Here is a 26,640-nt window from a genome sequence, read left to right on the forward strand (position 1 = left end):
CATGAACACCGCGATTAATGATGTTGTCGTACCTATAAGGCCAAAATTAGAGGCCGTGGAGCACCCGGTGGCAGATCTCGATGATGGCTACACGCGAACCGCTAATGCGCTGATGGAGGCCGTGATGCTATCCGGCCTTACTCAACACCAACTGCTGATTGTGATCGCTGTGTGGCGCAAGACATACGGATACAACAAGAAGGTGGACTGGATTGGAAATGAACAGTTCGCAGCGCTTACTGGGATGGCTGCGACAAAATGCTCCACTGCAAAAAACGAGCTTGTCAGGATGGGAGTTCTTACTCAGATCGGTCGTCAGGTTGGGATGAACAAGAACATATCCGAGTGGAAAACAAAGGTTAACGGATTCGGTAAAACATTTACTGATTCGGTAAAGAAAACCTTCACCAAATCGGTAAAAGGCAGTTTACCGAATCAGGGAAACACAAAAGACAATATACAAAAGACAGAAAGAAAAGAAACCCCCTTACCCCCTGAAGGGGGCGGCGAAGGGATGGATAAACCTGAACGTCGAAAGGCAGAACGAATCGACTACGAATCCTTCCTGAACGCGTACAACGCTGAAGTTGGCGAAAGGCTCCCACACGCTGTAGCGGTCAACGAGAAACGCAAGCGCCGCCTGAAGAAAATAATCCCCCAGCTCAAGACGCCAAACGTCGAAGGGTTCAGGGCATATGTCCGGGCATTTGTGCATCAGGCCAAGCCGTTTTACTTCGGCGACAACAACACTGGATGGACGGCAGATTTTGATTACCTGCTGAAAGACGACACGCTGACCGGTGTACGGGAAGCAAAATTTGCTGACAGGGGGATGGTATGAGGCAGGATATCGAAGCGAGTGTGATTGGTGGTTTGCTTCTAGGCGGTCTTACCCCGGCTGCAAGCGATGTACTCGCACGGATTGAACCGGAGGCATTCAGCATTCCTGTATACCGCAAAGCATTTGAGGTGATACGCAAGCAGGCGAGAAATAGAAACCTGATTGACGGCCTGATGGTTGCTGAGGAATGCGGCGATGATTATTCGACCGCTGTCATGATGACCGCTCGTTCTTGCCCGAGTGCAGCAAACCTTCTTGGCTATGCGGGGATGTTGTCTGACCAGTATCAGCGACGCCAGTTTCTACAGGTGATTGATGAGCTACGCACTGATGTTCGCGAAGGGACTCTTGATTCAGCCGCAACAGCGATGGATGAGATTATGCGGAGACTTTCTGTCATCCGTAAGCCAAAGACAGAAGTCAAACCCGTTCGTCTTGGTGAGGTTCTTAATGACTATGCCGATACTCTGGAGAAGCGTCTTACGAATGGTGATGAATCTGACACGCTGAAGACTGGCGTTTCTGAGCTGGACAGCATCACTGGAGGCATGAACGCTGAAGACCTGGTGATCATAGCCGCTCGCCCTGGCATGGGGAAAACGGAACTGGCGCTGAAGATAGCGGAAGGCGTGGCAAGCAGCGTCATTCCTGGCTCTAAACTCCGGCGCGGCGTTCTGATTTTCAGTATGGAGATGAGCAGCCTCCAGATAGCCGAACGTAGCATTGCTGGTCGCGGGAACATGTCAGTCAGCGTCCTGCGTAATCCGGCGACGATGGGCGACGAGGGATGGGCAAGGGTATCTGAAGGAATATGTCACTTGAAAGACCTCGAAGTATGGATGGTTGATGCCTCAAAACTCAAAGTTGAGGAAATCCGAAGTATCGCTGAACGGCACAAGCAGGAGCATCCGGAACTGTCGCTAATCCTTGTCGATTATCTTGGCCTGATTGAAAAGCCAAAGGCAGAACGTAACGACCTGGCAGTGGCGCATATCTCTGGAAGCCTTAAGGCGATGGCGAAAGACCTAAAGACGCCAGTTATCTCTCTCAGCCAACTGTCACGAAAGGTCGAGGAAAGGCCAAACAAGCGCCCGAATAACTCCGATCTCAGAGACTCTGGCAGCATCGAGCAAGACGCCGACTGCATCATCATGCTCTACCGCGAAGGTGTGTATGACGAGAACAGCCCGGCAGCAAAGTACGCAGAAATCATCGTGACAAAAAACCGCTTCGGCTCATTGGGGACTGTATATCAACTGTTCGCTAACGGGCACTTCATGCCATGCGATCAGGAAGAGGCCAAGCGAGCATCTACGCCTGCGCCATCCGGGAAACGGTATGCCAAAGGAGCGGACGTATGACAGCCAGACAAGCAATTCTTGAATACCTGAAAACACACCGCTCATTCACTTCTTCAGACATCGCAAAAATAACCGGAACTACTCAGTCATGCATAAACCATGCAGCGGCTGCGCTATTCCATAAAGGCGTTATTGTCGTCGAGGCCAGAAAGTGGCGAACCGTCTACTACCGGTTAGCTACTGAAGATGAGAAAGCAGGTCGAGTGAGTACGAACTTAATTTTCCAGGAGTGTCGCCAGAGCGAGGCGATGCGCAGGGTGCTGGCGGTTTACGGGAGGGCGATAGCGTGAAAGAGGCCAGAAATACCAAGGAAATCATCGAACAGGAATATAGCGAATTCCCTGAAACCATCCTCCATGCCGAACTATGCCGCGCATGCGCCAGAGCAGACGGTCGAAGCATCAAGCAATCACTGAAGCAATTCGCCGCTACCCGCATGCATATCGTTGAGAGCAAGCCACTAAAAGGCGCTCTCCATCAGATGGCAGTCAGCATGTTTCCTGAGACAGAAATTACCCGCATTCGCTCCTGCGTAGGTCGCATGGAGTCTGCACTGGTTAAAACATTCGGAGTGAAGAGAGCATGAACAGAGAGCAACTGGCAGCAGAACACGACATGAGCATGGAGTACGTGAACTGGTTTTTCGACCACAAGAAGGAAGGTTGTGGGAACGTCTGGTTCATGATGATGGCGGCGATGTGGGAAGGGTGGCAAGCAGCATCCAAAGCATCAGAGCAGCAACTGGCTGCGGTGGTAGCGGAGAATGCGGGGCTGAAATCTAAAGGTCGTGAAGTGCTAAACGAAGCATGCAAGGTCTACGAGAAACTCAACGCCACTATCAGCTCTGATTCCGGTGACTTCATCGATGGGCAGACGCTGCATGAGTTTCAGTTTCTGCTGGATGTCGAAACCCCGGCAACCGACGCGTACCTGGCTGAAGCGCGGGCGCAGGTGTGGATTGAAGCGAAGGAGTTGGCGAAGTCAGCCGTAGCGAGTGACTCAATTGACCATATCGACTTCCTGTTTGATGGGAAAGCCGCCCAGTTACGCCAAGGAGCCACATCATGAATACAAAAATCGTAGCTATGCCAGTTGACCGTGACCAATACGGTTATTGGACTCACCCGATTTACGAAGCGTTCTGTGATGGTCGTGAGCACATTCCAACTGATGAATTCAATGACTGGATGAAAGCACAAGGCCTACAGTGGGTCGTGGAATATCGCGATGAAGAAGATATCGCCCCTGACGTTGATGGTTACGATATCTCTACCTGGCAGCCTGAAGCGCCTGCTGGTGAAGGTTGGTTTGTCGGCTCTATCCATAACACTGAAGATGGCGCTGTGTGCATCTGGTTACGACAAGGAGCCGAGCATGAGTGATTCAATCGCAAATGGCGCAAAGCTGACGCCAGAAACCTTCGCCGATTTCATTGAGCGCCTGAAGTATCACCACCGAGGCGAAGGTGTAAATCGTCACATTACCGCCGATCCGATTTTCATGGTTCAGAAGCAGGAAACCATTTATGGCCTGGCGGAGGAGTACGGCGAATCGAAGATAGTACATTTCGAAGAATGCGAATGGGGCTGCCCGCAAGAGTATTGGGACGATCTTGATGAACATGATCAGGAAGAGTTAAACGCCTTCTGCATTGACCAGTGTGATACGGCCTTTACCGATCTCGATGAAGAAGCTCAGTGGGAAGTGCTGGCTGACCTTGACGGACACACTGTATGCGGGACTCGTAAAGAATGGCATAACATCAACGCTCACTTTACCCGCGAAGCAGCAGAGGCTTTCATTCGCCGTAAGCAGCATGATTATCCACCTCTGCGTGTCTACGTCGAGAGCATGTACTTCGGGTGGGAGTATCAGGAAATCATCAAGGCACTATGTGATGGTCGTTTAGTTCTTGCAGATAACCAGGAGTCAGCCCAATGAACGATATCACCGCACTGATGCAAAAAATCAAAGCAGCGGCAATCACGGTCGCGCGCGATGGCCGCACTGACGACGAATGGTTTTATTACCTTCAATGCGCGCACCACAAGAACGTCCTGGCGCTGGTAGAGGCTCTGGAGAAGGCGCAAACCGTCAACGCAGCAGCCGAGAAACTTGTACGCTGCAAAGGCCGTTATCACAGTGAGCAGAACTACCGCGCGCTTGCGGCGCTGTTTGGCGTTAAGACTCCAGACCTGCCGCCACTGGAATCGGAGTCCCGCACCGTCACCGTGAAGCTGCCAGAGCCGTTCAAAATGGCTAAAGCATCAAGCGGCTTAACTTACTACTACGCAGATGAAGTAGATAAAGCGCTGGCCGATGCTGGCATCAACGTGGAGGCTGAGTGATATGGCAGATTTTAGCGCAACAAAACGCACTGCATCGCTGGAGGATTGGGGTGAAGCGCTCGAATGCATGGTTGAAATCAACGGCAAATCATTCGATATCACCGAAATGGAGATTGAAGCCGCATACGAGGCGTACAAGCGTGTCGATGACTTCTTCTACGATGAGTGGGGTGATGAGTAATGGCTAATTCACTACTTGAAGCCTGCAACAACTGGCAGATTCAGCGGGCTGAAATATTGGCCCGCAATCCTGATATGTACCTGACCATTCAACAACTGGACATGATGATTGAGCACTCTGTGCGTTCTGCTATTGGAATTGCTCACCGCGTTGATTGGGACGTCCGTGAAGCCGAGCAAGCGGCTAAGCGGGTTATCGAAGGAGAAAGCTGATGAGCAAGTTCATTTTTACATTTATTTCTGTGCTCTTTGCTGGGTTATTTGTGGCGCTTGCTGGGGGTATTGAATGGGGAACCCCAACGTGCGGGGCGATATCTGCACTTACGATTATTGCCGGTCTTGTTCTTTCCGGCTTAGTGGCAGACTTCATGTGAACAGCTTTATCGAAGGAGAATGGCAATGTGGATTCTGATTATATGGATGCTTGGAAACAACCCGTCCGTAACATCTCAGGAGTTTAACTCTGAGAAAGCGTGCCGCGCTGCCTTTGCAGAAGTGAAGAAGGTTAACGGCGGTGAAACATATCTTCGCGGCACATGTACACCCAAGGACTGACTATGACAACCAACTTAACACCCCCTCAAGAACCGTTAGTATCGGAGTTGCCAACTGACGACGAGAGAATCATGGCAATTGAAGGTATTGCTCCTCCTGCACCTAAGTCCGTTTCAGATGCGATTGAAAGCCTGAAGCAGCGGCTGGTTGATTGCCACAGATTTAACTACTGCGCGGATGCGGTCAGGGAAGTTGAGGCCGCCTGCCGCGCTGCCATGCTCAATGCGGATGGTACCCTCACCAACGAGGATACCAAAATTCCAGCAACCAAGTTCAAACCGGTAGCCGACCTTTACGGAATCACGTCACCAACCGGCAGCGAAACGTCATTCACCTTTGACGCTATCGAGGCTGCTGATTTCATCAAGGGTGGTTGGTCGGTGCAGGAATACGTCGAACTGGAGCGATATCAGGAGGCAGCGGCTGGCAACTCTCCGGAAACTCCGGATGGTTGGATTCCGGCAAGCGAGAGGATGCCACCAGAAGGTGAATATGTTTCAGTCGTTTCTCGTCACGGTGAATATGTGTCTGGCTTGGTCGGTGGCGAATGGCTGGAATTGCATGACGGTACATCATTTGGGCTTGATGAAATCATCCTGTGGATGATGCTTCCATCACTGCCGTCAGCGCCGATGGATGTGCACTCAGCCTTTGGGTTAGCGATGGCTCGTTACGGTGACGCGATGCAAAAGCTCGCTGATGGCGGTGACTGATGGTTAAACCCTCCGCATAAAGCAAAGCGGCGTGAGTAATTGACACAAACAGATGTCCGAGGCTATATTCTCTGTGCAGCCGCAAAATCGGTTGTCGGGATTGGCGTCCCGGATATCTGAAAAGACGCATAGCCGCGTTAGCGGTTTTTTTATGCGCTAAGCACAGTCACATTCGCGATTTATGGTGGGCTGTGTGGGGGCTTCTTCGGAAGCGCCGGGTCTTTTCAGCCGGTTACGCCAACCCTGCACAGTTCACCACCATTTCGATTGGCGTCGTTGGTGGTGATTAACCTCACTGAAAAGGTAAATCATCATGACTGCATTAGCTATCCAGCCAGTATCATTTTCATTCCAAGAATCCCATGACGTGCGTATTCAGGTTATCAACGGCGAGCCGTGGTTCTGCCTGAAAGATGTGTGTGAGGTTCTGGATATTAAAAACGTTAGCCAGCTAGCCTCGCAGCTTGATGATAAGGGTATATGTAAAACATACACCCCTACGAAAGGCGGCAAGCAGCAGCTTGTTTACGTCAACGAGCCAAACCTCTACCGCGTTATCTTCCGCAGCAACAAGCCAGAAGCAAAACAATTCCAGGATTGGGTGTTCAACGAAGTACTTCCAACGATCCGCAAGACTGGCTCGTACAATGCCCATCACCAACGCCAGAACGTCGAACCACTCAATGCCAACGATATAGCGAACTTGAAGTATCTGATCGGTATGATGACAGCCCGATTTAAATACAGAGACGCCTGGAATCAGGGCATCTGGTTTTCTCTCCGTCGCGCCACTGGAACGCCATCACCTCAACCGTTCAGCGTGGAAGACATTCCAGTCATCGCTCAGGAATGCCGTCGCATAATGGACGTCACCAGCGCAACCAGTAACATGATCTGCCAGTTCGAAAAGGATGTGCTGAAGCAGGTAATTCGCAACCGAAAAGACTTCGATCTGATCGCCAACAAAATGACTCAGGAATTCCAGCATTTGCAGATTCCGCTTGATGGAGTTCGCACGTTGGAGAAATTCGAGGAAGTTGGCTTGATACGACTGGAGAGAAGGGCGCACTAATCAACGCAGCGTCAAGCAACATTGATAAACCATCATTCGGTGGTATAATTGAGATGCCGTCGGAGTTGAACGCCCGGCGGTAACTCTCGCGCATTTAAGGGGACTTAAATGCGACCACAATTTGAATATTTACACCTGCCACAGATGCTTCTCAGCACCTGTGATTTTCTGCATTCTGCGTTTGACCTCTGCGGAGGTGAAGCGTGAACCTGCACAAAGACGGCATCAAGCTGCACAGAGGCAATTTCTCTGCTATAGGCCAGCAACTTCAACCTCTGCTCGACGGTGGCGAATGCTATCGCCTTCAAATCAAGCCGTGGCGTGAAAAACGCAGCCTGTCGCAGAACTCACTTCTTCATTTGTGGCTGGGAGAAATCAGCGAATACCTGATTAAATCCGGACGCACTGACGCTACCCCTGAGTGGGTTAAGCGCAACCTCAAAAAGACCTACCTCGGATGCGAGGAGGTCACCTACACCGATTTCGTCACCGGCACGAAAGAAACCACATGGGAACCTCGCCACACGTCTCAACTCGATACGGGAGAGATGCATATCTTCCTGTGCAAAGTCGAGGCGTGGTGCGCTCAGTTCGGCCTGGCGCTGACTATCCCATCCAACTGTGAATTCCAGCAACTCCGCGAACAACAAGACCAGTAAGGCAAGCATATGGCACTCAAAAGAGACAAATACGACATCATTTTTTCTGAGCTGGTTCGCGAAAGAGCTAACTGGTGCTGTGAAAGCTGTGGGCGTGATTTCAGCACTAACCGCGCATCGCTTCACTGCTCGCATATCAACGGACGCCGCCACACAGCCACCCGATGGCATCCACTTAACGCGCTGGCCCACTGCGTAGGTTGTCACCGCAGATTAGGCGAAGAACCTATCCAGTTCTCCCGTCATGCAGAATACGAATATGGCGTGATGACAATTGAGCTGGTATCTCGTGCAGCGCTGCACCCGATGAAGATTAAGCCGTGGCAGAAAGAGGAGTTGTATCAGCACTTCAAGCAGGAGTTGGCGAGGATGAAAAATCTACGCATCACCGGCGCTACTGGTCGTATCGAGTTCACCGCGCCTGACTGGTATCAGCAGAACATTACTTTACGCATGGGAGAAGCAGCGTGAATATCCAGTATTTGCAGTACGTCCGCGAACAGCTTCTTGTTGCGACAGCTGATTTGAGCGGTGCGACCAAAGGCCAGTTGATGGCATGGCTGGAGAACGCGCAATTCGATACCGGTACATTCAAGCGCAAGAAGCCGCGCGTGCGCGATGCCGTGACAGGGAAGATGGTAACACTGGACAACCCTCCAATCCCCGGCAAGCAATCTCGCGCTAAAGGTTCGCACATTCCGCTCGTTCAGCCGGTTGAGTATTCAACTTCGTCTTGGCGTCGTGCGCTGATGTCATTGGACGAACATCAGAAGGCGTGGCTGCTGTGGAACTATAGCGAGAATGTGCGCTGGGATAACCAGGTTGAGATTACGCAGTGGGCGTGGGCTGAATTCAAATCTCACCTCGGAACCAAGAAGGTGGCAGGGAAGACGATGAACAGGCTCAAGGCGCTTATCTGGTTGGCCGCTCAGGATGTGAAGGCGGAACTGGCAGGGCGTGAAACTTATGAATACCAGAAGCTGGCAGAGCTGGTAGGGGTTACCCCCAAAAACTGGTCAGAGACATTTACCGACCGTTGGCTGGAGATGAAGCGCACGTTCATTCGACTGGATAGTGCCGCTTTATTGCAAGTAACGCGATCACGTTCACAACAAAAGGCGACAAATTTCCACGAAAGTCTTGCAAAACTGGATTGAAATGGCTATATTTCGTGTAAATCTGATACCTTGTCATTGTTGTATTCGTTGACAGGTAACGAATTCAAGACCTCGCATCAGTGGGTTTTTTTTATTGGCGATTTACTCACCAATCGTTGTTGCAAAGCTATCCCTGTAGGCATTTCATCAAAAAAAAGCCCACGATGGACAGTGTGGGCGAATAGATGTCATATATGTCTAAATTATGGATTAAGGAACATCTCAGCAGTGACATTCAGGGTGAATTTAATTCAGCGTGGCTTGTCACTCCATCGGGTGAACATCTTATATAAAGCGAACCACAACATAACGTGGGCGCAACGAATAACTCAGGGTAGCCTAATTGGCTGCCCTTTTTCTTTTCAGGCTCCGGGAAAAACCCTCGACGTGTGTTGTTGTTAAATCAACCCGAGAGCCTGAACCCTTTATACACAGCACCCCGTTTCTTCGGAGGTGATATGGCAAAAAGTATGAATGACGACCACAAAATTGTAGGCCTGTCCTGGCTAATCCTGCTTGGGATTGCTTGCTGGGGCGGGCTGGTTCGCTACCTTATAGATGTAAAGCAGAATAAGGCCTCATGGAGCTGGATAAATGCTTTCGCGCAAATTGCCGTCTCTGGTTTTACCGGTCTTATCGGTGGGTTGATAAGCGTAGAGAGCGGCCTGAGTTTTCACATGATTCTGGTTACTTCCGGCATTAGCGGTGCGATGGGTTCTGTTGCGCTGACGTACTTCTGGGAAAGACTAACGGGGATGAAGAATGAACATCAGTCCTAAAGGTATTTCTCTGATTAAAAAGTTCGAGGGTTGTCGATTAACGGCGTATCAGGATTCCGTCGGCGTCTGGACTATCGGTTACGGCTGGACCCAGCCTGTCGATGGAAAGCCAATCCGCGCAGGGATGACGATTAAGCAGGAAACGGCAGAGCGCTTGCTCAAGACTGGGCTGGTCAGCTACGAAAGTGACGTATCCCGCCTGGTTAAAGTTGGGCTGACTCAGGGTCAATTCGATGCGCTTGTGTCGTTCACGTATAACCTCGGCGCTCGGGTGTTGTCGACATCGACTCTCCTGCGAAAACTCAACGCCGGTGATTATGCTGGCGCTGCCGATGAGTTCCTGCGATGGAATAAAGCAGGCGGAAAAGAGATGCCAGGTCTGACGAATCGCCGCATCGCTGAGCGTGAGGTATTCCTGTCGTGAGGTGGCTTACCCAAATCACCATTGCCGTGTTTATTCTGCTTACATCCTGCGCCGTTGCATGGCGGTCTGGCTGGAATGCTCACGCTGACCATATCAATGCCATGGCAGCCAAAAAGAAAGAGAGCGCTGAAAAGGCTATCGCACCAGTAGAGCAAAAGGCATCCGAGCAGAAAGGTGAAGGTCATGTCATCTACCGAACCATAACCCGCGACGTGGTGAAATATGTTCAGTCTCCGAATCGCACTGTGTGCAAGTTTGATGATGATGCTGTGCGGTTGCGCCAGCGTGCAATTGACGCCGCCAACTCCATCACCGGATTTGATGCAGCCTCCGTGCAAAGCAAGTAACGCCGGAACAGATACCGACTCCGACCTACAGTCTGATATAGAAACAGCCGAGTGCCTGCGCTCCCTGCGCCTGGATAAATATCGGTGGCAGGCGTACTACCGCGCAATATCGAAATAAATCGTCACCCACAGACGAGCAGAGCCTGGCTTCGGTCGGGCTTTTTTATGCAGTAAACCTCCGCGCCATGCCCGGCGCATATCAAACACAGAGTCTTACAGAAACTAGCCTCGGAGAAACGCCGTTATAGGTGGTGACCTCTCTGTGGGCGTCGTTTCTGGGCAACGAGGCTCGTTTCTATAGGAAATCACCATGGCTTCAACTCTAACGTTCAAAGACCATTCTGTAGTCCCATTTGATAACGGTGACGGAAAGGTATGGTTCACCAGCACTCATATGGCTGAGCTTCTTGAGTATGCGGATGATAAGTCAGTAAACAGACTTTATAACCGCAATAAAGCTGAATTTAGCTCCGACATGACCATGGTGGTCACTGTGACCTCTAGTAATAAAAACAATGAGATACAGTATAAGCGTCAAAGAATATTCTCATCGCGAGGAGCTCATCTGCTCGGAATGCTGGCCGAAACCAAAATTGCTAAAGCATTGCGTCGCTGGCTTTTGGATCTGATTGAAAAAGAAACACAGCCCAATATGGCCCTGATGGACCTAAGCAATCTGAAAGATGTAGCGCTTGGTGAAATGCAGAACAGAGTCACGAAGGCTAACGAGTGGTCACTTGAAACTTTCGGTCGCCCTGGCAGCCAGAGTATGGCCATCCGTAAGTGCCACCTGAAGAAAATTCGTGAAGTCGAAAAGGTGATTCGTGAACTATCTCAACTATCTCTTCCCGACATGGGGGATTTTCCTGATGTTGAACCAACATGACGCCACAAGAATTTATCCATAAAAACGTGACCGCCGAGCTGATAAAGCTCGGTTATGACCAGAACTCTGCAATGACTGGCGCTGACATGGCACTGGATCACTACCGCCGATGCTCTCAGGCAAGCCGAAAAGGGAAAATATTCGACGATTGCCTGTATATCGCTAAGCAATGGGCTGGAAAGCATAAAGCGAAGAAGTAGATGCCCTTGAAATAAAGGGCACCACACCGAGAGCCACTTTCACAACGGCTCTCCAGTACAAAGCTCATCTGCGGGTGTTGTTATATCGCAACACCCTCAGAAGACAGCAGATTGCATCAACTGTAACGAAAATCGCTATAGTTGCTCCGAATATAAAACTCTGCAAATTGTTCTGTACGGAGTCATTGACAGAGTTTTATATAAGTTTGACGAGTAAACGGTATCGCCATTCCTCGGTGATATATCCAGGCAACCAGCAGGAAATTCTAATATGGCAAAGCTCACAGACAAACAAGAGCTGTTTGCCCACCCAGATGATGTATATGTCGGTGAATGTGTAATTTACGACGGATACATTAACAAGCGCGGGTATGGGCAAAAACATATCTCTCGCAAGCCGCATTATGCTCATCGCATCGCTTACTGTGAGGCCAAAGGGGTATCGCTTGAAAGTATTAAAAACCTTGTTGTCAGGCATAAATGCGACAATCCATCATGCGTGAATCCTGAGCACCTGATTACTGGAACCCCGGCAGACAATAATCGCGACAGGTCTCGAAGAGGAAGGAACTCCTCCCCAGACCGTTCTGGTGAAAAGAATGGAATGTCAAAATTAAAAGAACGAGATGTCATCTGCATTCGTCGTGAATATGTTCGCGGCAGCATTGGTAATGGGCTTAGAGCATTATCAAAGAAATACGGCGTATCAACTACCATGATTGCTGACATCGTTAATCATAGAAACTGGAGCAATGTTTCGGAGGTGTGATTTGAAACAGCTTACACCTAAGCAGGAACTGTTCTGTAGGGAATATTTAAAAGATTTAAACGCCACTCAGGCAGCTATCAGGGCGGGATACAGCGAGAGGACCGCCAATGAGCAGGCATCACGATTGTTAGCGAATGTTAATGTTCAAACCTTTGTGGCAGAACTAAAAGCAACTCGCATTGAGCAGACGGGCATAGACGCCGCTTACGTCCTCAAGCGCCTGGTTGAGATAGACCAGATGGACGTGCTCGATATCCTGCTATCAAACGGCGAACTCAAGCCGATTAAAGACTGGCCTAAGACATGGCGCACGACTTTATCTGGTATGGACGTTACCGAGATAGCAGGTGATACGCCATCACTACTGAAGAAGATTAAGTGGCCTGACAAGGTTAAGAACCTTGAGCTACTCGGCAAGCATGTTGATGTGCAGGCATTCAAAGAGCAGGTAGAACAGAAAGTCACGGCAACCCACAGTATCATGCCGGTTCCGACCTGCGATAACGTGGACGAATGGGAAGCGGCAGCTCAGAAGCAGCAGAGCGAGGTTCTTGGTGGATGAATTACAAAGCCGTCTGGAAACCTTTGCCGGGATCGCAATCACTTTCCCTGAGCTGTCCGTGTAACGAAATCCTCTACGAGGGTACGCGAGGGCCGGGTAAAACTGCCGCGCAACTGGCTCGCTTTCGTCGTCTGGTTGGCCTGGGTTACGGTTCATTCTGGCGAGGTGTGATATTCGATACCGAGTATAAAAACCTCACCGACATTATCACCCAGTCAAAGCGTATGTATCGCTTGTTTAACGATGGTGCGCGCTATCTGGCGTCAGCATCTGAGCTGCGTTGGGTGTGGCCGACTGGCGAAGAGCTGCTGTTTCGCTTCGGGAAAGAAGAAAGTGATTATTGGGATTATCACGGACAGGAATTCCCGTTCATCGGTTTCAACGAACTGACCAAGCAGCAGTCCCCCGAGTTCTACGAAATGATGTTCTCCTGCCGGCGCTCATCGTTCCGGCCAGAGAACTACCCGCTGGATAATGGTTCGCTGCTTAAGCCGATCCCACTGGAGACGTTCAGTACGACCAACCCGTTTGGTATCGGTCATACGTGGGTGAAGAAGCGTTTTATTGAGCCAGCACCGCGCGGCACCATCATTCGCGAAACGCAAAAGGTGTTTAACCCGCAGACTGAACGAGAAGAGGATGTGACGCTGACTCGCGTAGCCATTCACGGCTCGTTCAAAGAAAACCCATATCTCGATCCGCAGTACATCGCAACGCTGATGGCTATCAAAGACCCGAACCGCCGCAAGGCATGGGTGGAGGGTTCCTGGGATGTCACCAGCGGTGGGCGCTTTGACCACCTTTGGAATGCATCGCTGCACGTCATTAAGCCCTTCCGCATTCCTGATAGCTGGGCTGTTGACCGCTCACATGACTGGGGTGAATCGAAACCATTCTCTAATCTCTGGTGGGCGCGAGCCGACGGAACCGCCGCCGAACTGCCTGATGGGCGCAATTTTTGCCCGCCTGCTGGGTCGCTCATCCTGATTGGAGAGTGGTATGGCTGCCCGCCTGACGAACTCAACAAAGGCCTGAATATGTCATCCACTAACGTCGCCAAGGGCGTTGCGTGGGTTGACAAGCGGCTGGTGGGCGAAGAGGTTGCAGAGCCTGATGAGATAAAGCGCAACGGAGTTACGCAGGGGCAGCTCAATATCATGCCCGGTATCTGCAAGAAGATTGCTCCTGGTCCGGCGGACAGCGCCATCTATAACACCGGTGACGATGAACTCTCTATAGCTCAGAAGATGGAGGCGCAGGGCGTTAAATGGCTTGAGGCCAATAAGAAGCCCGGCTCTCGCGTCAACGGCGCGGCATTATTCGCTGATATGCTGGAGGCGGTCATTGAAGGTAAGAAACTGGAGTCGGGCATTCCTGAAAAGCCAGCATTCTACGTTTTCGATTATTGTCGAGGTTGGATAAGCCGTATACCAGTACTGGTCCGTGACAGCAAAAACCCTGACGACGTCGATACGCAGCAGGAAGACCACGACTGGGATAGCACTCGTTACGCCGTTCTGCATAACCCGACAAAACCTGCATTTTCAATTTCACTGGATACTACCTTCTAATATGGCAAACGACGATATCACCTGGGTTCGACCAGAACACCGGGCGGCTTCTGCTGCCTGGAAAAAATACCGGGATTTCTGCAAGGGCGCAGAGGCGGTAAAGGCTGCGGGAAATGACTACCTTCCATATCTTGACCCCAGCGACAAATCCACCCGCAACCGAAAGCGAAACGAAGACTATCTCAGCCGTGCGGTTTTTTATGCCATTGCCGGTAATACAAAGATTGGTCTTCTGGGTCTGGCGTATCGTAAAGCCCCCACGCTCACCGCTGCGGATAAACTTGCCTATCTCATGAGTAATGCAGATGGTGCTGGCACGAGTATCTATCAGCAGTCACAAATGGTGGTTGAAAACGTGCTGGAGGTTGCGCGTGAAGGGATTTACGTCGATTACGCTGAAGCAACTGATGAAGCGATTATTCTCCGTTACCCCGCAGAAAATATCATCAACTGGCGAACCAGGCGCATTAACGGACGCGATCGGCTTGTACTTGTCGTCCTGAAAGAATGCGTAGAGGAACCGAACGGATATTCTTACAAGGATGAAACTCAGTACCGTGAACTAGCGCTGGAGGACGGAAAATTTATTTGCCGTGTGTGGCGTCGTGCTGGTGGAACGGTCAGCGGCTCTTACGCTGTTGACAGCGAATATCATCCCAAGCCAAAGGGGAAAGATTTCTGGGATGAAATCCCGTTCACCTTTGTTGGCGCTCAGAATAACGACCCGACCATTGATGACTCTCCATTGGCTGCGCTGGTGGAAATAAACCTCGGTCACTATCGTAACAGTGCTGATTATGAAGACAGCGTGTGGTTCTGTGGGCAGGTTCAGCCGTACATAACTGGACTCGATTCCGAGTGGCGCGACCACCTGGAGAAGAAGGGGGTAAAAATCGGCTCCCGCTCACCATTACTGCTTCCGAAAGAGGGTTCATTTGGCTATGCGCAGGCACAGCCTAACACGCTGGCGAAAGAGGCCATGGACAGTAAGCGCGATTATATGGTGCAACTGGGGGCCAGGCTGATTGAGCAGAATGCGACAGCGAAAACAGCGACACAGGCGAGCGGTGAGCAGTCGGCATCCACATCGGTGCTCGGCATATGTGTATCGAATGCCTCTGAAGCTTACACGCTTGCGCTGAGATGGTGTGCTAAATACCTGGGAGTTAATGAGGATTCTCCGTCCTACACTATCAACCAGGAATTTATCGCGAAGGTTGCCGAGTCTGGCATGATTACCGCCATCGTGAATGCATGGCAGTATGGCGCTTTGCGTGACACCGATATGATTCGGGCATTGCAGAAACTTGACCTTATCGATCCCGCAGATAGTCAGGACGATGTAATCGATGCATTGCGCAATCAGCCACCAACGCTGACTGGGGGCTAATATGCCGACCGTCAACGAATTCCTGCGCGATGAGGCGATAGCACATTCAGTATGGATTAGCCGGTATTCAACGGGTGTTGCAAACCGGATGGTAAAACTGCTTAACGAAACGGATGCTGAATTAACGGCGCGTTTGCTCGATGCGCTTGATAGACTGCCGCCGGAAAGTTTTACCGTCAGTCGTCTGGAAAGTTTGCTCGGCAGCGTAAGGGAACTCAATCAACAAGCCGTTGCCGCAATGCAGACCGGTTTACAGGATGAACTGGTGGCCCTGGCAAAGAATGAAGCCGCCTATCAGATGAGCCTGTTCGACTCCCTCCTGCCATCGCAGGTTCTTTCTCGCTACCCTTTACAGGGCATTACCTCCGATATGGTCTACGCCGCGGCGATGGCCCAGCCCTTTCAGGGGCGCTTGCTGAGTGAATGGGCGAGCAATCTGGAATCGGACAGGCTGGCGCGTATCCTCAATTCTGTTCGTCGTGGTTATATGGCGGGTGATACGGTAGAAACCATAGCGCGTAATGTCCGTGGACGTGCCAACAAAGGCTATCGCGATGGTGCGTTGCAGATGAGTCGGGCAAATGCTGCCAGCATTGCGAAGACGGCGGTGAATCATCTGGCAGCCACGGCGCGAAATAGCTTCACAGACGCCAACAGCGATATAGTGAAGGGGAAGCAGTGGCTTTCAACGCTGGATAACAAAACCAGTCATGACTGCATTATCCGCGACCTTCTGCGCTATACGCTGGAGAATAAGCCAGTAGGGCACAAAATCCCCTATCTTTCCGGCCCGGGACGTATTCACTTTTGTTGCCGATCCACCGAGACGCTCATTATTAAGTCATGGCGGGAACTCGGTATCGATGTTGATGAAATGGATGAGGGTACCCGCGCCAGTATGTCGGGCCAAGTCCCGGCAAAAACCACATACCTGGAATGGCTCATGAAACAGTCTCCACAGCGTCAGGATGATGTACTTGGTGCTGAGCGGGGCCGGATGTTTCGCGCCGGGGAAATCGAACTTGGAGAAATGTTCACGGATAAAGGGGAATGGCTCTCACTTGATGAACTGAGGCTGTTATCTGGTACGGGAGGCTAACAACGATCACTAACTTCACGCCCTGGCATTTGCCGGGGCTTTTTTATGGGCGAGGCCCGGCAAATCCCGAGGGGAAATTATGTTAATCCGAAATATGCTTCTGAATTATTGTGCGCCTGAGAGTAATGGCGAGGGTAGCGGCGGCGGTGGTATCGAAATCACTCCAGAGATTCAGAAGGTGATTGATGAGCGAGTGACCAGTGAAGTCACCGGTCTGAAAAATAAAAATAGCGAACTGCTGGGTATTATTAAACAGCAGAAAGAAAACCTTTCCCAATTTGACGACATCGACCCGGACGCCGTTCGCGGCATCCTGCAACGTTTTTCCGACGATGAAGAGGCAAAGCTGATTGCCGCCGGGAAAATTGATGAGGTGCTCGATAAGCGCACTGAGCGTATGCGTGCAGATGTCGATAAGCAGATTAAAGCCGCAAATGAACGCGCTGATAAAGCTGAAGCGTTCTCCAACAAATTTCGTGATCGCGTCCTGGGTGATGCAATCCGTGCGGCTGCCGCAAAAACGGGTGCGCTGCCGGAGGCATCCGATGACCTGATCCTGCGTGCCAAGGGCACATTCAAGCTCAACGACGAAGGCGAGGCCGTAGCAGTTGATGCAAATGGCGATGTTCTGTTCGGCAAAGATGGCAAAACCCCATTAAGCCCACTCGAATGGGCGGAGTCTCTCAAGGAGACGGCCCCGCATCTGTTCCCCCGCGCCGAAGGCACAGGTGCGGGCGGACACAAGCCAGGGGGCGGCGGTGGCAGCCTGAAACGTTCCGAAATGAGCGCCAGCGATAAAGCGGACTACATCCGCAAACACGGCCAGCAGGCCTTCCTCAAACTTCCGAAATAAGGGATTTAAACCATGGCAACGACTGTTAATACCGACCTGGTTATTTATGACGACCTGGCGCAGACCGCTTTTCTTGAGCGCCGCCAGGATAATCTGGAAGTGTTCAACGCTTCCTCTAACGGTGCGATTTTGCTGGATAACGAACTGATCGAAGGCGATTTTCGTAAGCGTGCTTTCTACAAAGTTGGTGGTTCCATTGAATCGCGCGATGTGAACTCTGTCGGTAAAGTCACAGGTAAAAAAATCGGTGCCGGTGAAGCGGTATCCGTTAAAGCACCGTGGAAATACGGCCCGTATGAAACCACGGAAGAAGCCTTTAAACGCCGTGGCCGCTCCGTTGATGAGTTCTCCGAAGTGATCGGCGTTGATGTCGCAGATGCCACGCTGGAAGGCTATGTGAAATATGGCCTGAAAGCGCTGACTGCGGCGATTGGTGCTAACGCCGACATGGTCGTAACCGCAGACATTGAGACCGACGGTAAAAAGACCCTGACGCGCGGCCTGCGCAAATACGGGGACAAGTTTAACCGCGTGGTCCTGTTCGTGATGCACTCCGCGACCTACTTCGACATTGTTGATGAGGCGATTGCCAACAAAATCTACGAAGAAGCGGGCGTGGTAGTTTACGGCGGGCAGCCGGGCACACTGGGTAAACCTGTGCTGGTGACCGACACCATGGACGCTGATGCGATCCTTGGGCTGGTAGCCGGAGCGGTTACCGTCACCGAGTCTCAGGCGCCGGGCTTCCGTTCCTACGATATCAACGATCAGGAAAACCTTGCGGTTGGCTATCGCGCTGAAGGCGTGGTGAACGTTGATCTGCTGGGCTACAGCTGGGATACCGCCAAAGGAGATAACCCTGACCTGACCGCTATCGGCACCGCGGGCAACTGGAAGAAACACTTCACCAGCAATAAATCCACCGCTGGCGTGCTGATTAAGCTGGCGGCCGCATCGGGGGAGTAACACTGTCAGCGGATAAAACCTCCGCTACTGCTGACAGTACTGATGCGGTGACACTCTCTTTGAAATACACACTTAATGGCGCAGGTGTCTCCGGCAAAACGATCGCATGGACGTCAACCGGTGGCACGCTGAGCACCGCAAGTTCGCAAACCGGCTCTGCGGGTGGCGCTACGGTAAAACTGACCTCGGATACGGCTGGAACCTTTACGGTCACCGGTACGGTTGAGGGGGTAACGAAAACCAGCGAAGAAATCACCTTCACAGCGCCGTAAGGCGATTAATGAATGGGGCGAAAGCCCCATAACCCGGATGATTCGATGATTATTACCGACTCAACATCCCCGGATGCGAATAGCTACGCCAGCGAAGCGGATTTAATGGCGTTTGCCACGTTACGGGATATCGAACTGCCAGAATCACTCCCGTCTTTACTGATAAAGGCGATGGATTACCTGGATGGGCTGGACTGGGTTGGTTCGAAAGCCGACCCACGGCAGCCGCTGGCATGGCCACGAGTGAATGTCGTGATTGATGATTACGATTTCCCGCCGGATGAAGTGCCGCGCCAGGTCATAGCCGCACAGTGCATGATGGCGATTGAGGCTATCGATGGGGATTTGCTTGCCAGTGTGCGCGAGGCCGCCGTCAAAACAGAGCGAGTGGAGGGCGCTGTCACTATGACCTATGCGGTCGCAGATGGTGGAGCCTTTACGCCGTCTTATCCCGCTGTGATGGCGCTGTTAGGCGAGTTGGCTGGCGGACGTGGCTACGCTATCAACACATTTGCGGAGCGTGCCTGATATGGCGATTAACTACCCACGAATGCGTGACCGTACAACCCAGATGCTCATGCAAAACGGAATGACCTATGATGTCACCAGAAAAGGAGCAGTAACGGTTGTGGGAGGCATTGAGCATAAAGCTGAAGACATGCAGTTCACTGCAACTGGCGTTAAAACTGAGTATGCACCCAGCGAAATAGATGGAACGGTCATCGTTAATGGCGATGTTCAGATAGTCTTTACGGCAGAGCCGGAAATTAAGACTGGTGACATGGTGGTTATTGATGGCTCACCTCATCGCGTGGTTAAGCCTAACCCGGTAAAACCTGCTTCGGTGGTTCTCTGCTATAAAGCACAACTGAGGGCATAGCATGGGCGAGAACGCGGCATTCATGGCTGAAATCACGGCTTTTGTGAATAAGGCCAGGAAGAATCAGGAGGCTGTGGTTCGTGCTGTAGGGATAAAAATACTTAACCAACTGGTGATGATGTCGCCTGTAGGCAATCCGGAGTTGTGGGAAGTTAACCAGACAGCCGTTTCCTATAATCGTGCTGTTTACGACCACAATGAGGCGCAACGGACGAATTCCGACAACCTGACCAAAGCCGGGCGGCTGAAGAAAAAGGCTCGTGTTGACGATGGGATGGATATCAAAGCACCACCCGGCTACACGGGAGGGCGGTTTCGTGGGAACTGGCAGGTGTCTTTTGATTCTCCCGCCACGGATGAAACCGGGCGAATTGACAAGGCAGGCAACCTGACAAAAGATGCGGGCAACTTCACGCTTTCACTGTTCAAAGTCGGGATGAGTTCTATTTATTTCTGCAACAACGTGCCGTATGCCTATCCGCTGGAAATGGGGCATTCCACCCAGGCTCCGGGCGGGATGGTGCGTATCACCGCAGCAGAGTTTCAGCGCTTCTTCGATGAAGCGGTCAGAGAGGTGATAAATTGATTCCTGACATTGCAGCAGTGCTGATGGCAAGGTTGGAAGGCATCAGGATTCCAATTGCATCTGAGAATGTTGAGTTTACCCCTCCGGCAACCGGCATTTATCTCGCAGCATACGATATGCCAGCCACGCCACAGACGATGGATCTTGGTCTGAACTGCCGGATTTATTCAGGAGTGTATCAGGTCAATATTGTGACCCCTGCGGGGAACGGGCGAACCGAGGCTATTAGCCTTGCCCATCAGGTAGCTGAGTTGTTTCCCGAAGGGGCCAGTATTCACGGAAATGGTTTTGTTTGTTGGATTAGCAGTACGCCAGCCATCTTCCGTGGCATTTCGACAGCCGTATCTTATACCGTTCCCGTCAGCTTTAGTTACCAGGCTAATATCGTCAGATAAATCGTTTTTATTACACCAATACAACCCGTCACATGGCGGGTTTTTTATTCCCTAAATTCAGGAGAATGCAATGGCATTTGCAATTCCTAACGGGTCGCGTGTGAACGTGGCCAAGTCCTATCTAGCGCCTATTGTCTTCACAGCGGCATCCAATGCGACCGAGTGCGAACTGACCGTTGCGGCAGCAGATGGTATTGCGGCAGGTGATGTTGTTCAGGTCAACTCTGGATGGCTGAGGCTCGATAACATGGTGTTACGAGTTAAATCAGTAAGCGGGGGCAAGATTGTCCTGGAAGGGTTCGACACCTCTGACAAAAACAAATATCCGTCGGGTACTGGTGCGGGCACACTGCGTAAAATCGACTCGTGGATCACCATGCCGCAGGTGATGACGCTGTCTACAGAAGGTGGCGACCAGCAGACCATCAGCGTACAGTTCCTGGAGGATGATAAGGCCCGTACCATTCCAACGTTTAAAAACGCCGTTGTACAGGTCTATTCGTTTGCTCATGATCCGCTACTGGCTATCTACAAACGACTCATTGAACTGGATGAGTCGAGCGATACGACTGCAATCTGGTTCCATAACCCGCGCGGCAAGGCAGATCGCTACTATTCTGCCAAAGTATCCTTCCAGAAGGTTCCCAAGACAGAAATCAACGCCGTGGAAAGCAACGAAGCACGCATGAACTTTGAATCGGATATGCAGATTTACCCGATTGCTGATTCTTCCGCATCGCCGTTAGCTTTCCTGTCTAATTTACCGGCGACAAAGGATGTAGCTGCGGGTGATGCGTTGGATCTGGCTGTGGTAATGCAGGGCGGTTCCGCGCCATACACCTATGTATGGAAGAAGGGGGGCACAGCACTTTCGGGGAAAACATCTTCGTCGCTCAATACCCCTTCCGCTGAAGCCAGTGACGCCGGTGAATACACCTGTGAAGTTACCGACGCTGCTGGCACTACCATGACATCAGCTAAGTGCTCAGTCACCATCAGTTAATCTCTCTCGCCCGGCTATCCGGGCGTAATCTGGAAGGTGCTTTATGAAATTTGAGAACAAGTATGGTGACTCAGTCACTGCGAGTGAGAAGGGCATCGTTGTTAATATGGCTGGCTGTGGGCGGATCGTCCTCGGTGATTGGGGAGGTGGCTGCACCAGCGGCATCGAAAAGGATAATCCAATGCAATTTCCGCAAGTATTAACGTCACCGAAACCTTATGGCATTCAGGTAGAATGGCACTGGCCAGAACGTAGCGGCAAGCATTCGCAACTCGAAATGCAGTACATCCACCATGATGGATGCCTGAGAAAACAGATTATTGCATGGCCGGAATGTAGCCATGTGATAGGTGGACTTAAAGCTGGAGAGAGACTGCAAATTCGCCTGAGGCCGACTGATAAAAATGGCGCAAGCCGTGACTGGACTAATAGCGACTGGATTGAAGGAGTATCTTCCAGTAATGCTGGGGATTACCTCGCCGCAATGCCCGTTGGCAGCGACACGCGCTTAATGGCCACCTTTAGCGCACCACATTTTAAAATCGCAGACGGCGAGGTGTTCATCACAGACGCACTCATAAAGAACAGTATCCAGGCTGCAAAATTATCATCACCACCAACGATAGGCTCTTTGGCTAAACCTCGCGAGAAAGTCAGAAGTATCGTTTCCCCCTATATGTCTGGTGCAGCTTCTGAATACGTCGAAGAGCTGGTCGATGAATTGATGAACTTGGCTTACCCGTCTTGTAGCGAAGGTTCTGCTTATACATATAGCGCATCTATGCATATCTATTTCACAGATGCTCAGCCAGCATCTGGTGTCGATAGCAACATCGAAGCCATTTTGAAAAATGCGCTGGCAAATGTAGCAGCAGAGGTTGCAAGTCAAGCCGAAGAAACCGACAAGGCAATGGATAAGCTATCCGAAATCGTCCGAAAAGCCATTCAGAAAGAATGTCTGCCCGGCGGTTTGATCTGGCATTGCCGAGGCCGCTAAAAGCGCATTCAATATCTGAATATTCTAACCCGCTCCGGCGGGTTTCTTTTTACCTAAGGAAACGTAATGACCAAATTCTCATTAATCCCAAACCCAACCTTTTCCGATACCGCTACTATCCCACGCGCCGGTGCTGAAGATGGCAAGCTGACATTTACCTTCCGTCACAAGACGCTAGAAGAACTTCAGGCTATGGACGAGAAACTGCAAAAAAATGCCGCAGGGGAAAAAACTCCTGTTGAGCACCAGGCTGATTATCTGATGGAAATTGTCGAAGGTTGGGCGCTGCCTGATGATTTCACACGTGAAAATGTGATTGTCCTCCTCAAAAATTACCCACGTGCGTTCGACAGCATCGGCATGGCCTATACGAAAGAGCTGATGGGCTTTCGCGAAAAAAACTGAGGCAGGTCGCCGCAGCGTTGTACACACCGGGACCGACACTCGCGGAACTGAGCGCTTTTGGTTTAACGCCTGAAGACGTGGAGCAAGAGGTGGGAGTATTGCCGTCAGTCTGGCGGGCTTTCACCATCTTCTCTGCGTTAGCAACCCAATGGCGTGTTGGTGCTAGTGGCGCGACCGGTCTTGATTACAACGTTCTCCCATGGATGCTCCAGATACACGGGGTTGAGGATGCGGCGGCCTGTATGGCTGACCTTCAAATCATGGAAAGTGAAGCACTCAAGGTGATGCATAAAGAGAGGCCGCAATGAGTAACGATATCGCCACAATTTCTCTTCGCGTTAATACCGGTGATCTGGAGCGTGGCAACCAGGCGCTGGATAAATTCCAGAACACCGCAGCGGCGGCCGCTGGTAAAGCTGACGACCTGAATAGCAGTTTTAAGGCTGGAACCGGCACTCAAAAGCAAAATACCGAAAGCCTGAAACAACAGAAGCAGGAACTACAGAACCTGCTGAATAAAATCAGCCCGGTGAATAAGGCGCTTGATGAACTGGATACCATCCAGGCAAATCTGGCGAAATTCCGGGGCAAAGGGTTGGTTGGCGATGAAGATTACTCTCGCTACAACAGTGTTCTGGAAACGACTCGCGCCAAACTGGCTCAGGTTATGGAGTCAGAGACAGCAGAGGGCAGAGCGCGAATAGAGCAAGCTCAGGCTACGCAACGCGCTGCTTCCGCAGGTAAAAGCTTTATCGCTTCACTGGAAGAGCAAGCCTCGGCAATCGGTAAAACTCGCACCGAAATGCTGGAGCTGAAAGCAGCTCAGTTAGGAGTGTCTCAGCAAGCCGCCCCCATGCTGGCGAGGCTGAAAGAGCAGGAGAATGCCTGGCGGAGAGGGGAAATAAGTGTAGGGCAGTATCGCAATGCTATGCGCACACTCCCGGCACAGTTCACCGATATCGCCACTCAGCTTGCTGGCGGGCAGTCACCTTTCCTTATCCTTCTCCAGCAGGGCGGTCAGATTAAAGACCAGTTTGGTGGTGTGGGTGGCGCAATTTCCGGTGTAGGCACTTATTTGCGTGGGCTGCTTGGCTTGCTCAATCCTGTAACCATTGGTATTGGAGCTTTAGTTGTCGGTGCTGGCGCTTTGGCAACCGCATGGTATCAGGGGGCGCAGGAGGCTACGGAGTTTAACAAGCAGCTAATACTGACCGGTAATTATTCGGCACAGTCAGCGGCTCAGTTATCAGATTTGGCTCAAAAAATTGGCGGCTCAAGTGGTCGAGTTGCAGAGGCTGCGCGAACGCTGTCTCAGGTCGTTGGTGCTGGTACATTCAAAACCGAACAACTCGAAGATGTTACTCGTGCGGCGATGGCTATGCAGGAAGCGACCGGCCAATCAGTTGACGCGACGATCAAGAACTTCCAGAAGTTATACGCCAGCCCTACTAAAGCGTCAGAAGAGCTAAACTCGACGCTTCATTTCCTCACCTCGTCGCAGTATGACTACATCGCGTCACTGGAACGGCGTGGAGATAAAGAGGGTGCGGCGGCGGCGGCTGCAAAGGCATACAGTGACGCCGAGCAAAAACGCAGTCAGCAAATTCTCGATAATATGGGGCTAATCGAGCGTGCGGCTAAGGCGACTGGTGATGCCATCAAAGGAATGTGGGATAGCCTGCTTGATATTGGTCGACCGGAAGCACCCTCCGATATGCTAAAGAAGATGCAGGCACAGCTTGCAGCGACTGAGAAGGCATTACTTCCTGAGCGCCAGCGGATGGGGTATGGCTATAGTTATGATACCAGTAGTAGTGATCAGGAATATGACGCTCGACGGAAGGCCCAACTGGCATCGATTGCTTCCCTGAAGGAACAGATTAGCCAAAAGCAGAAAGAAATCTCTGCTCAAAATGAAATAAATGCGTCCATTAAGCAATCGACAGATTCCGATAATAAGCGGACGGATGCACTTATTTATCAGAACCGTATTCTTGAGCAATCCTTAACTTGGCAGGAGAAGCGTAGCCGAGCGTTATCTGAGCTATGGAAAAATGTTGCTATAGCTCCTGATAAGTGGAGCGATCACCAGCGTAAGCAGGCTGTAGAGGGTATTAATAAGCAGTTTCATCCGGACAAAACCCCCAAAGCTAAAGCTGTTAAGGTTTCAGCCGGTGATCGCTCAACCGATACTTACAATGCTGAGACGTTAGCCCTGCAAGCACAGCTTAAAACGCTCCAGGATCATCGTGACATCAACGACGTAATCAGCCAGCAGCGTAAGCAGCAACGGGACTTGATATCCAAAATCAGCATTCTCGAGTCCACAGCTAACAATCCGAAAGGGCGCGCATTAACACTCGATGAAAAGTCACTGCTGGCGAACAAGGACAAGCTCCTAGCTCAGGCAGATATTAATGCTGGATTGGGCGATCAGATTGCCAAACAGCAAAAGCTGAACTCATTAGCTGACCAGGCGATTAAGTTCGCCCAGCAACAGTCTGCCAAGCAGGCGGAAATTGCTGCGGCGGCTAGGGGTTTGTCAGCCAGAGAGGCTGAAAGGGAGGCGACACGCAAGCGGCTGACTGAATCCTATTCTTTTAACCCTGACGCCAAGAAAAAGGTTCTCGCAGATCAGGAGGAGACATACCGGAAAGAAGACGAGCTTCGCAGCGACTGGCAGGCTGGTGCAAAACGTGGATGGGCAGATTATGCCGACTCAGCAACAAATACGTTTGAAGCGATGCGGAATGTGGCTGGTTCGACGTTCAGCGGCCTATCAGATATGCTGACCGAACTGGTTACGACTGGAGCTGCGAGCTTTAAAGATTTCACCAAATCCATGTTGAAAATGATTGCGCAGGTAACGAATCAGTTGCTCGTCGCCTATGCAGTGCAGGCGGCAATGGGGTGGATTAGTGGCTCGTCTAACCCACAGGGTGGGGGATCTGGTAGCCCGGATTTTGTAGGGCCGGTCTTAAATGCTAAAGGCGGCGTCTATGATTCGCCAGGCCTCAGCAAGTATGTAAATGGCGTCTACGATTCCCCTCAGTATTTCACCTTCCAAGGGGCGTCTAAGTTTGCCAAAGGTGGTGTATTTGCCGAGGCAGGCGAAGAGGCGATTATGCCGCTGACCAGAGACTCAGCAGGGCGCTTAGGGGTGAGGGCACAGGGTGGAAGCGGAAATGGTCACCAAATTAACGTTGATATCTATGTTGATAACAAGGGTAATGCCACCACTAATACGTCTGGGGGTGGTGATACAGCTGCAAGGGTGCTTGCCGAAACGATCAAGCAATATGTTACCGAAGGCATTGTAAAGGCAGTAAAGGATGGCGGTGTCATTAGCCAGACTTTTGCGAAAAAGTAA

The 26,640-nt window shown here is 51.3% G+C and carries 38 protein-coding genes; all 38 read left to right on the forward strand.

Annotated features, from left to right (window positions below; genetic code table 11):
• Window position 1 precedes the first annotated feature (1 nt).
• The 38 genes from AC6I4B_RS10290 to AC6I4B_RS10475 all read left to right on the forward strand — a co-directional run bounded on the left by AC6I4B_RS10290 (window position 2) and on the right by AC6I4B_RS10475 (window position 26,640).
• Window positions 2-841, forward strand: coding sequence for a replication protein (locus AC6I4B_RS10290; protein ID WP_497771450.1), 840 nt, complete (start codon window positions 2-4; stop codon window positions 839-841).
• Entirely contained in the window at window positions 838-2,202 is a 1,365-nt protein-coding gene (locus AC6I4B_RS10295) for a replicative DNA helicase (RefSeq protein WP_497771451.1), read from the forward strand. Before AC6I4B_RS10290 ends, AC6I4B_RS10295 begins: the two co-directional genes overlap by 4 nt.
• Complete coding sequence (locus AC6I4B_RS10300; protein ID WP_497771453.1) at window positions 2,199-2,492, forward strand: winged helix-turn-helix domain-containing protein; 294 nt, start codon at window positions 2,199-2,201, stop codon at window positions 2,490-2,492. The genes AC6I4B_RS10295 and AC6I4B_RS10300 overlap by 4 nt, the downstream gene beginning before the upstream one ends.
• A complete protein-coding gene (locus tag AC6I4B_RS10305; RefSeq protein WP_497771454.1) occupies window positions 2,489-2,788 on the forward strand; it encodes a hypothetical protein in 300 nt (99 codons plus the stop codon). Before AC6I4B_RS10300 ends, AC6I4B_RS10305 begins: the two co-directional genes overlap by 4 nt.
• Complete coding sequence (locus AC6I4B_RS10310) at window positions 2,785-3,270, forward strand: hypothetical protein (protein WP_497771456.1); 486 nt, start codon at window positions 2,785-2,787, stop codon at window positions 3,268-3,270. The genes AC6I4B_RS10305 and AC6I4B_RS10310 overlap by 4 nt, the downstream gene beginning before the upstream one ends.
• A complete protein-coding gene (locus tag AC6I4B_RS10315; protein ID WP_497766851.1) occupies window positions 3,267-3,584 on the forward strand; it encodes a hypothetical protein in 318 nt (105 codons plus the stop codon). The genes AC6I4B_RS10310 and AC6I4B_RS10315 overlap by 4 nt, the downstream gene beginning before the upstream one ends.
• Window positions 3,577-4,143 (forward strand): hypothetical protein, encoded by a 567-nt coding sequence (locus tag AC6I4B_RS10320; protein WP_497766850.1) that lies wholly within the window; start codon window positions 3,577-3,579, stop codon window positions 4,141-4,143. Before AC6I4B_RS10315 ends, AC6I4B_RS10320 begins: the two co-directional genes overlap by 8 nt.
• On the forward strand, window positions 4,140-4,550 hold the full coding sequence (locus AC6I4B_RS10325) for a hypothetical protein (RefSeq protein ID WP_497771457.1): 411 nt from the start codon (window positions 4,140-4,142) through the stop codon (window positions 4,548-4,550). Before AC6I4B_RS10320 ends, AC6I4B_RS10325 begins: the two co-directional genes overlap by 4 nt.
• Before the next feature lies 1 nt (window position 4,551).
• Window positions 4,552-4,731: a hypothetical protein gene (locus tag AC6I4B_RS10330; protein WP_070811043.1), complete on the forward strand. Its 180-nt coding sequence runs from the start codon at window positions 4,552-4,554 to the stop codon at window positions 4,729-4,731.
• Window positions 4,731-4,943, forward strand: a complete 213-nt coding sequence (locus AC6I4B_RS10335) for a hypothetical protein (RefSeq protein WP_497771459.1) — start codon at window positions 4,731-4,733, stop codon at window positions 4,941-4,943. Before AC6I4B_RS10330 ends, AC6I4B_RS10335 begins: the two co-directional genes overlap by 1 nt.
• Window positions 4,943-5,104 carry a hypothetical protein gene (locus AC6I4B_RS10340; protein ID WP_497771461.1) on the forward strand — a complete coding sequence of 54 codons (162 nt, stop codon included), beginning with the start codon at window positions 4,943-4,945 and terminating at the stop codon, window positions 5,102-5,104. Before AC6I4B_RS10335 ends, AC6I4B_RS10340 begins: the two co-directional genes overlap by 1 nt.
• 183 nt (window positions 5,105-5,287) lie before the next feature.
• Window positions 5,288-5,998 carry a DUF551 domain-containing protein gene (locus AC6I4B_RS10345; protein ID WP_497771462.1) on the forward strand — a complete coding sequence of 237 codons (711 nt, stop codon included), beginning with the start codon at window positions 5,288-5,290 and terminating at the stop codon, window positions 5,996-5,998.
• Between the two features lie 313 nt (window positions 5,999-6,311).
• Window positions 6,312-7,070 carry a BRO-N domain-containing protein gene (locus AC6I4B_RS10350; protein ID WP_497771463.1) on the forward strand — a complete coding sequence of 253 codons (759 nt, stop codon included), beginning with the start codon at window positions 6,312-6,314 and terminating at the stop codon, window positions 7,068-7,070.
• Between the two features lie 203 nt (window positions 7,071-7,273).
• Complete coding sequence (locus AC6I4B_RS10355) at window positions 7,274-7,729, forward strand: YbcN family protein (RefSeq protein WP_497771465.1); 456 nt, start codon at window positions 7,274-7,276, stop codon at window positions 7,727-7,729.
• A 9-nt stretch (window positions 7,730-7,738) separates the two neighbouring features.
• Window positions 7,739-8,200, forward strand: a complete 462-nt coding sequence (locus AC6I4B_RS10360) for a hypothetical protein (protein WP_497771466.1) — start codon at window positions 7,739-7,741, stop codon at window positions 8,198-8,200.
• Window positions 8,197-8,886 carry a bacteriophage antitermination protein Q gene (locus AC6I4B_RS10365; RefSeq protein WP_497771467.1) on the forward strand — a complete coding sequence of 230 codons (690 nt, stop codon included), beginning with the start codon at window positions 8,197-8,199 and terminating at the stop codon, window positions 8,884-8,886. The genes AC6I4B_RS10360 and AC6I4B_RS10365 overlap by 4 nt, the downstream gene beginning before the upstream one ends.
• Window positions 8,887-9,356: 470 nt before the next feature.
• Window positions 9,357-9,665 (forward strand): phage holin family protein, encoded by a 309-nt coding sequence (locus tag AC6I4B_RS10370; protein ID WP_497772101.1) that lies wholly within the window; start codon window positions 9,357-9,359, stop codon window positions 9,663-9,665.
• Window positions 9,649-10,089 (forward strand): lysozyme, encoded by a 441-nt coding sequence (locus AC6I4B_RS10375; protein WP_497771468.1) that lies wholly within the window; start codon window positions 9,649-9,651, stop codon window positions 10,087-10,089. The genes AC6I4B_RS10370 and AC6I4B_RS10375 overlap by 17 nt, the downstream gene beginning before the upstream one ends.
• Window positions 10,086-10,436: a hypothetical protein gene (locus AC6I4B_RS10380; protein WP_497771470.1), complete on the forward strand. Its 351-nt coding sequence runs from the start codon at window positions 10,086-10,088 to the stop codon at window positions 10,434-10,436. Before AC6I4B_RS10375 ends, AC6I4B_RS10380 begins: the two co-directional genes overlap by 4 nt.
• A gap of 310 nt (window positions 10,437-10,746) precedes the next feature.
• Entirely contained in the window at window positions 10,747-11,322 is a 576-nt protein-coding gene (locus AC6I4B_RS10385) for a BRO family protein (RefSeq protein ID WP_497771471.1), read from the forward strand.
• On the forward strand, window positions 11,319-11,522 hold the full coding sequence (locus tag AC6I4B_RS10390; RefSeq protein ID WP_497771473.1) for a hypothetical protein: 204 nt from the start codon (window positions 11,319-11,321) through the stop codon (window positions 11,520-11,522). Before AC6I4B_RS10385 ends, AC6I4B_RS10390 begins: the two co-directional genes overlap by 4 nt.
• Before the next feature lie 271 nt (window positions 11,523-11,793).
• Window positions 11,794-12,291, forward strand: a complete 498-nt coding sequence (locus tag AC6I4B_RS10395) for an HNH endonuclease (protein WP_497771474.1) — start codon at window positions 11,794-11,796, stop codon at window positions 12,289-12,291.
• A gap of 1 nt (window position 12,292) precedes the next feature.
• Window positions 12,293-12,853, forward strand: coding sequence for a terminase small subunit (locus AC6I4B_RS10400; protein WP_497771476.1), 561 nt, complete (start codon window positions 12,293-12,295; stop codon window positions 12,851-12,853).
• Window positions 12,850-14,424 carry a terminase large subunit domain-containing protein gene (locus AC6I4B_RS10405; RefSeq protein WP_497771477.1) on the forward strand — a complete coding sequence of 525 codons (1,575 nt, stop codon included), beginning with the start codon at window positions 12,850-12,852 and terminating at the stop codon, window positions 14,422-14,424. Before AC6I4B_RS10400 ends, AC6I4B_RS10405 begins: the two co-directional genes overlap by 4 nt.
• 1 nt (window position 14,425) lies before the next feature.
• The gene (locus AC6I4B_RS10410; protein ID WP_497771479.1) at window positions 14,426-15,814 is read left to right on the forward strand and encodes a DUF4055 domain-containing protein; all 1,389 of its coding nucleotides are present in this window, start codon (window positions 14,426-14,428) and stop codon (window positions 15,812-15,814) included.
• 1 nt (window position 15,815) lies between these two features.
• On the forward strand, window positions 15,816-16,913 hold the full coding sequence (locus tag AC6I4B_RS10415) for a phage minor head protein (protein WP_497771480.1): 1,098 nt from the start codon (window positions 15,816-15,818) through the stop codon (window positions 16,911-16,913).
• A gap of 79 nt (window positions 16,914-16,992) precedes the next feature.
• Window positions 16,993-17,766: a hypothetical protein gene (locus AC6I4B_RS10420; protein WP_497771482.1), complete on the forward strand. Its 774-nt coding sequence runs from the start codon at window positions 16,993-16,995 to the stop codon at window positions 17,764-17,766.
• A 12-nt stretch (window positions 17,767-17,778) separates the two neighbouring features.
• A complete protein-coding gene (locus AC6I4B_RS10425; protein WP_497771483.1) occupies window positions 17,779-18,732 on the forward strand; it encodes a major capsid protein in 954 nt (317 codons plus the stop codon).
• 47 nt (window positions 18,733-18,779) lie between these two features.
• Window positions 18,780-19,004: an Ig-like domain-containing protein gene (locus AC6I4B_RS10430; protein WP_497771485.1), complete on the forward strand. Its 225-nt coding sequence runs from the start codon at window positions 18,780-18,782 to the stop codon at window positions 19,002-19,004.
• A gap of 45 nt (window positions 19,005-19,049) precedes the next feature.
• Complete coding sequence (locus tag AC6I4B_RS10435; RefSeq protein WP_497772103.1) at window positions 19,050-19,532, forward strand: DnaT-like ssDNA-binding protein; 483 nt, start codon at window positions 19,050-19,052, stop codon at window positions 19,530-19,532.
• Between the two features lies 1 nt (window position 19,533).
• Window positions 19,534-19,884, forward strand: a complete 351-nt coding sequence (locus AC6I4B_RS10440; protein ID WP_497771486.1) for a hypothetical protein — start codon at window positions 19,534-19,536, stop codon at window positions 19,882-19,884.
• A gap of 1 nt (window position 19,885) precedes the next feature.
• Complete coding sequence (locus AC6I4B_RS10445; RefSeq protein ID WP_497771487.1) at window positions 19,886-20,470, forward strand: hypothetical protein; 585 nt, start codon at window positions 19,886-19,888, stop codon at window positions 20,468-20,470.
• Window positions 20,467-20,865, forward strand: a complete 399-nt coding sequence (locus AC6I4B_RS10450; protein ID WP_497771489.1) for a phage tail terminator-like protein — start codon at window positions 20,467-20,469, stop codon at window positions 20,863-20,865. The genes AC6I4B_RS10445 and AC6I4B_RS10450 overlap by 4 nt, the downstream gene beginning before the upstream one ends.
• 70 nt (window positions 20,866-20,935) lie before the next feature.
• A complete protein-coding gene (locus tag AC6I4B_RS10455) occupies window positions 20,936-21,868 on the forward strand; it encodes a phage tail tube protein (protein WP_497771490.1) in 933 nt (310 codons plus the stop codon).
• A gap of 43 nt (window positions 21,869-21,911) precedes the next feature.
• A complete protein-coding gene (locus tag AC6I4B_RS10460) occupies window positions 21,912-22,865 on the forward strand; it encodes a hypothetical protein (RefSeq protein WP_497771491.1) in 954 nt (317 codons plus the stop codon).
• Window positions 22,866-22,931: 66 nt separating this feature from the next.
• Window positions 22,932-23,270 carry a phage tail assembly chaperone gene (locus AC6I4B_RS10465; RefSeq protein WP_497771493.1) on the forward strand — a complete coding sequence of 113 codons (339 nt, stop codon included), beginning with the start codon at window positions 22,932-22,934 and terminating at the stop codon, window positions 23,268-23,270.
• A 17-nt stretch (window positions 23,271-23,287) separates the two neighbouring features.
• Window positions 23,288-23,578: a DUF1799 domain-containing protein gene (locus tag AC6I4B_RS10470; protein ID WP_497771494.1), complete on the forward strand. Its 291-nt coding sequence runs from the start codon at window positions 23,288-23,290 to the stop codon at window positions 23,576-23,578.
• Window positions 23,575-26,640, forward strand: a complete 3,066-nt coding sequence (locus AC6I4B_RS10475) for a phage tail tape measure protein (protein WP_497771496.1) — start codon at window positions 23,575-23,577, stop codon at window positions 26,638-26,640. The genes AC6I4B_RS10470 and AC6I4B_RS10475 overlap by 4 nt, the downstream gene beginning before the upstream one ends.

This window comes from Kluyvera fluvialis, assembly GCF_059725275.1.

Excerpts from the sequence above, each read along its gene's own strand:
- AC6I4B_RS10440 (WP_497771486.1), top strand. The coding sequence starts at position 19,534 with ATGGCGATTAACTACCCACGAATGCGTGACCGTACAACCCAGATGCTC.
- AC6I4B_RS10300 (WP_497771453.1), top strand. The coding sequence starts at position 2,199 with ATGACAGCCAGACAAGCAATTCTTGAATACCTGAAAACACACCGCTCA.
- AC6I4B_RS10290 (WP_497771450.1), top strand. The coding sequence starts at position 2 with ATGAACACCGCGATTAATGATGTTGTCGTACCTATAAGGCCAAAATTA.
- AC6I4B_RS10310 (WP_497771456.1), top strand. The coding sequence starts at position 2,785 with ATGAACAGAGAGCAACTGGCAGCAGAACACGACATGAGCATGGAGTAC.
- AC6I4B_RS10335 (WP_497771459.1), top strand. The coding sequence starts at position 4,731 with ATGGCTAATTCACTACTTGAAGCCTGCAACAACTGGCAGATTCAGCGG.
- AC6I4B_RS10315 (WP_497766851.1), top strand. The coding sequence starts at position 3,267 with ATGAATACAAAAATCGTAGCTATGCCAGTTGACCGTGACCAATACGGT.
- AC6I4B_RS10420 (WP_497771482.1), top strand. The coding sequence starts at position 16,993 with ATGTTAATCCGAAATATGCTTCTGAATTATTGTGCGCCTGAGAGTAAT.
- AC6I4B_RS10435 (WP_497772103.1), top strand. The coding sequence starts at position 19,050 with ATGATTATTACCGACTCAACATCCCCGGATGCGAATAGCTACGCCAGC.
- AC6I4B_RS10330 (WP_070811043.1), top strand. The coding sequence starts at position 4,552 with ATGGCAGATTTTAGCGCAACAAAACGCACTGCATCGCTGGAGGATTGG.
- AC6I4B_RS10370 (WP_497772101.1), top strand. The coding sequence starts at position 9,357 with ATGAATGACGACCACAAAATTGTAGGCCTGTCCTGGCTAATCCTGCTT.
- AC6I4B_RS10460 (WP_497771491.1), top strand. The coding sequence starts at position 21,912 with ATGAAATTTGAGAACAAGTATGGTGACTCAGTCACTGCGAGTGAGAAG.
- AC6I4B_RS10475 (WP_497771496.1), top strand. The coding sequence starts at position 23,575 with ATGAGTAACGATATCGCCACAATTTCTCTTCGCGTTAATACCGGTGAT.
- AC6I4B_RS10345 (WP_497771462.1), top strand. The coding sequence starts at position 5,288 with ATGACAACCAACTTAACACCCCCTCAAGAACCGTTAGTATCGGAGTTG.
- AC6I4B_RS10395 (WP_497771474.1), top strand. The coding sequence starts at position 11,794 with ATGGCAAAGCTCACAGACAAACAAGAGCTGTTTGCCCACCCAGATGAT.
- AC6I4B_RS10375 (WP_497771468.1), top strand. The coding sequence starts at position 9,649 with ATGAACATCAGTCCTAAAGGTATTTCTCTGATTAAAAAGTTCGAGGGT.
- AC6I4B_RS10445 (WP_497771487.1), top strand. The coding sequence starts at position 19,886 with ATGGGCGAGAACGCGGCATTCATGGCTGAAATCACGGCTTTTGTGAAT.
- AC6I4B_RS10325 (WP_497771457.1), top strand. The coding sequence starts at position 4,140 with ATGAACGATATCACCGCACTGATGCAAAAAATCAAAGCAGCGGCAATC.
- AC6I4B_RS10425 (WP_497771483.1), top strand. The coding sequence starts at position 17,779 with ATGGCAACGACTGTTAATACCGACCTGGTTATTTATGACGACCTGGCG.
- AC6I4B_RS10465 (WP_497771493.1), top strand. The coding sequence starts at position 22,932 with ATGACCAAATTCTCATTAATCCCAAACCCAACCTTTTCCGATACCGCT.
- AC6I4B_RS10390 (WP_497771473.1), top strand. The coding sequence starts at position 11,319 with ATGACGCCACAAGAATTTATCCATAAAAACGTGACCGCCGAGCTGATA.
- AC6I4B_RS10415 (WP_497771480.1), top strand. The coding sequence starts at position 15,816 with ATGCCGACCGTCAACGAATTCCTGCGCGATGAGGCGATAGCACATTCA.
- AC6I4B_RS10320 (WP_497766850.1), top strand. The coding sequence starts at position 3,577 with ATGAGTGATTCAATCGCAAATGGCGCAAAGCTGACGCCAGAAACCTTC.
- AC6I4B_RS10410 (WP_497771479.1), top strand. The coding sequence starts at position 14,426 with ATGGCAAACGACGATATCACCTGGGTTCGACCAGAACACCGGGCGGCT.
- AC6I4B_RS10405 (WP_497771477.1), top strand. The coding sequence starts at position 12,850 with ATGAATTACAAAGCCGTCTGGAAACCTTTGCCGGGATCGCAATCACTT.
- AC6I4B_RS10360 (WP_497771466.1), top strand. The coding sequence starts at position 7,739 with ATGGCACTCAAAAGAGACAAATACGACATCATTTTTTCTGAGCTGGTT.
- AC6I4B_RS10350 (WP_497771463.1), top strand. The coding sequence starts at position 6,312 with ATGACTGCATTAGCTATCCAGCCAGTATCATTTTCATTCCAAGAATCC.
- AC6I4B_RS10295 (WP_497771451.1), top strand. The coding sequence starts at position 838 with ATGAGGCAGGATATCGAAGCGAGTGTGATTGGTGGTTTGCTTCTAGGC.
- AC6I4B_RS10385 (WP_497771471.1), top strand. The coding sequence starts at position 10,747 with ATGGCTTCAACTCTAACGTTCAAAGACCATTCTGTAGTCCCATTTGAT.
- AC6I4B_RS10340 (WP_497771461.1), top strand. The coding sequence starts at position 4,943 with ATGAGCAAGTTCATTTTTACATTTATTTCTGTGCTCTTTGCTGGGTTA.
- AC6I4B_RS10455 (WP_497771490.1), top strand. The coding sequence starts at position 20,936 with ATGGCATTTGCAATTCCTAACGGGTCGCGTGTGAACGTGGCCAAGTCC.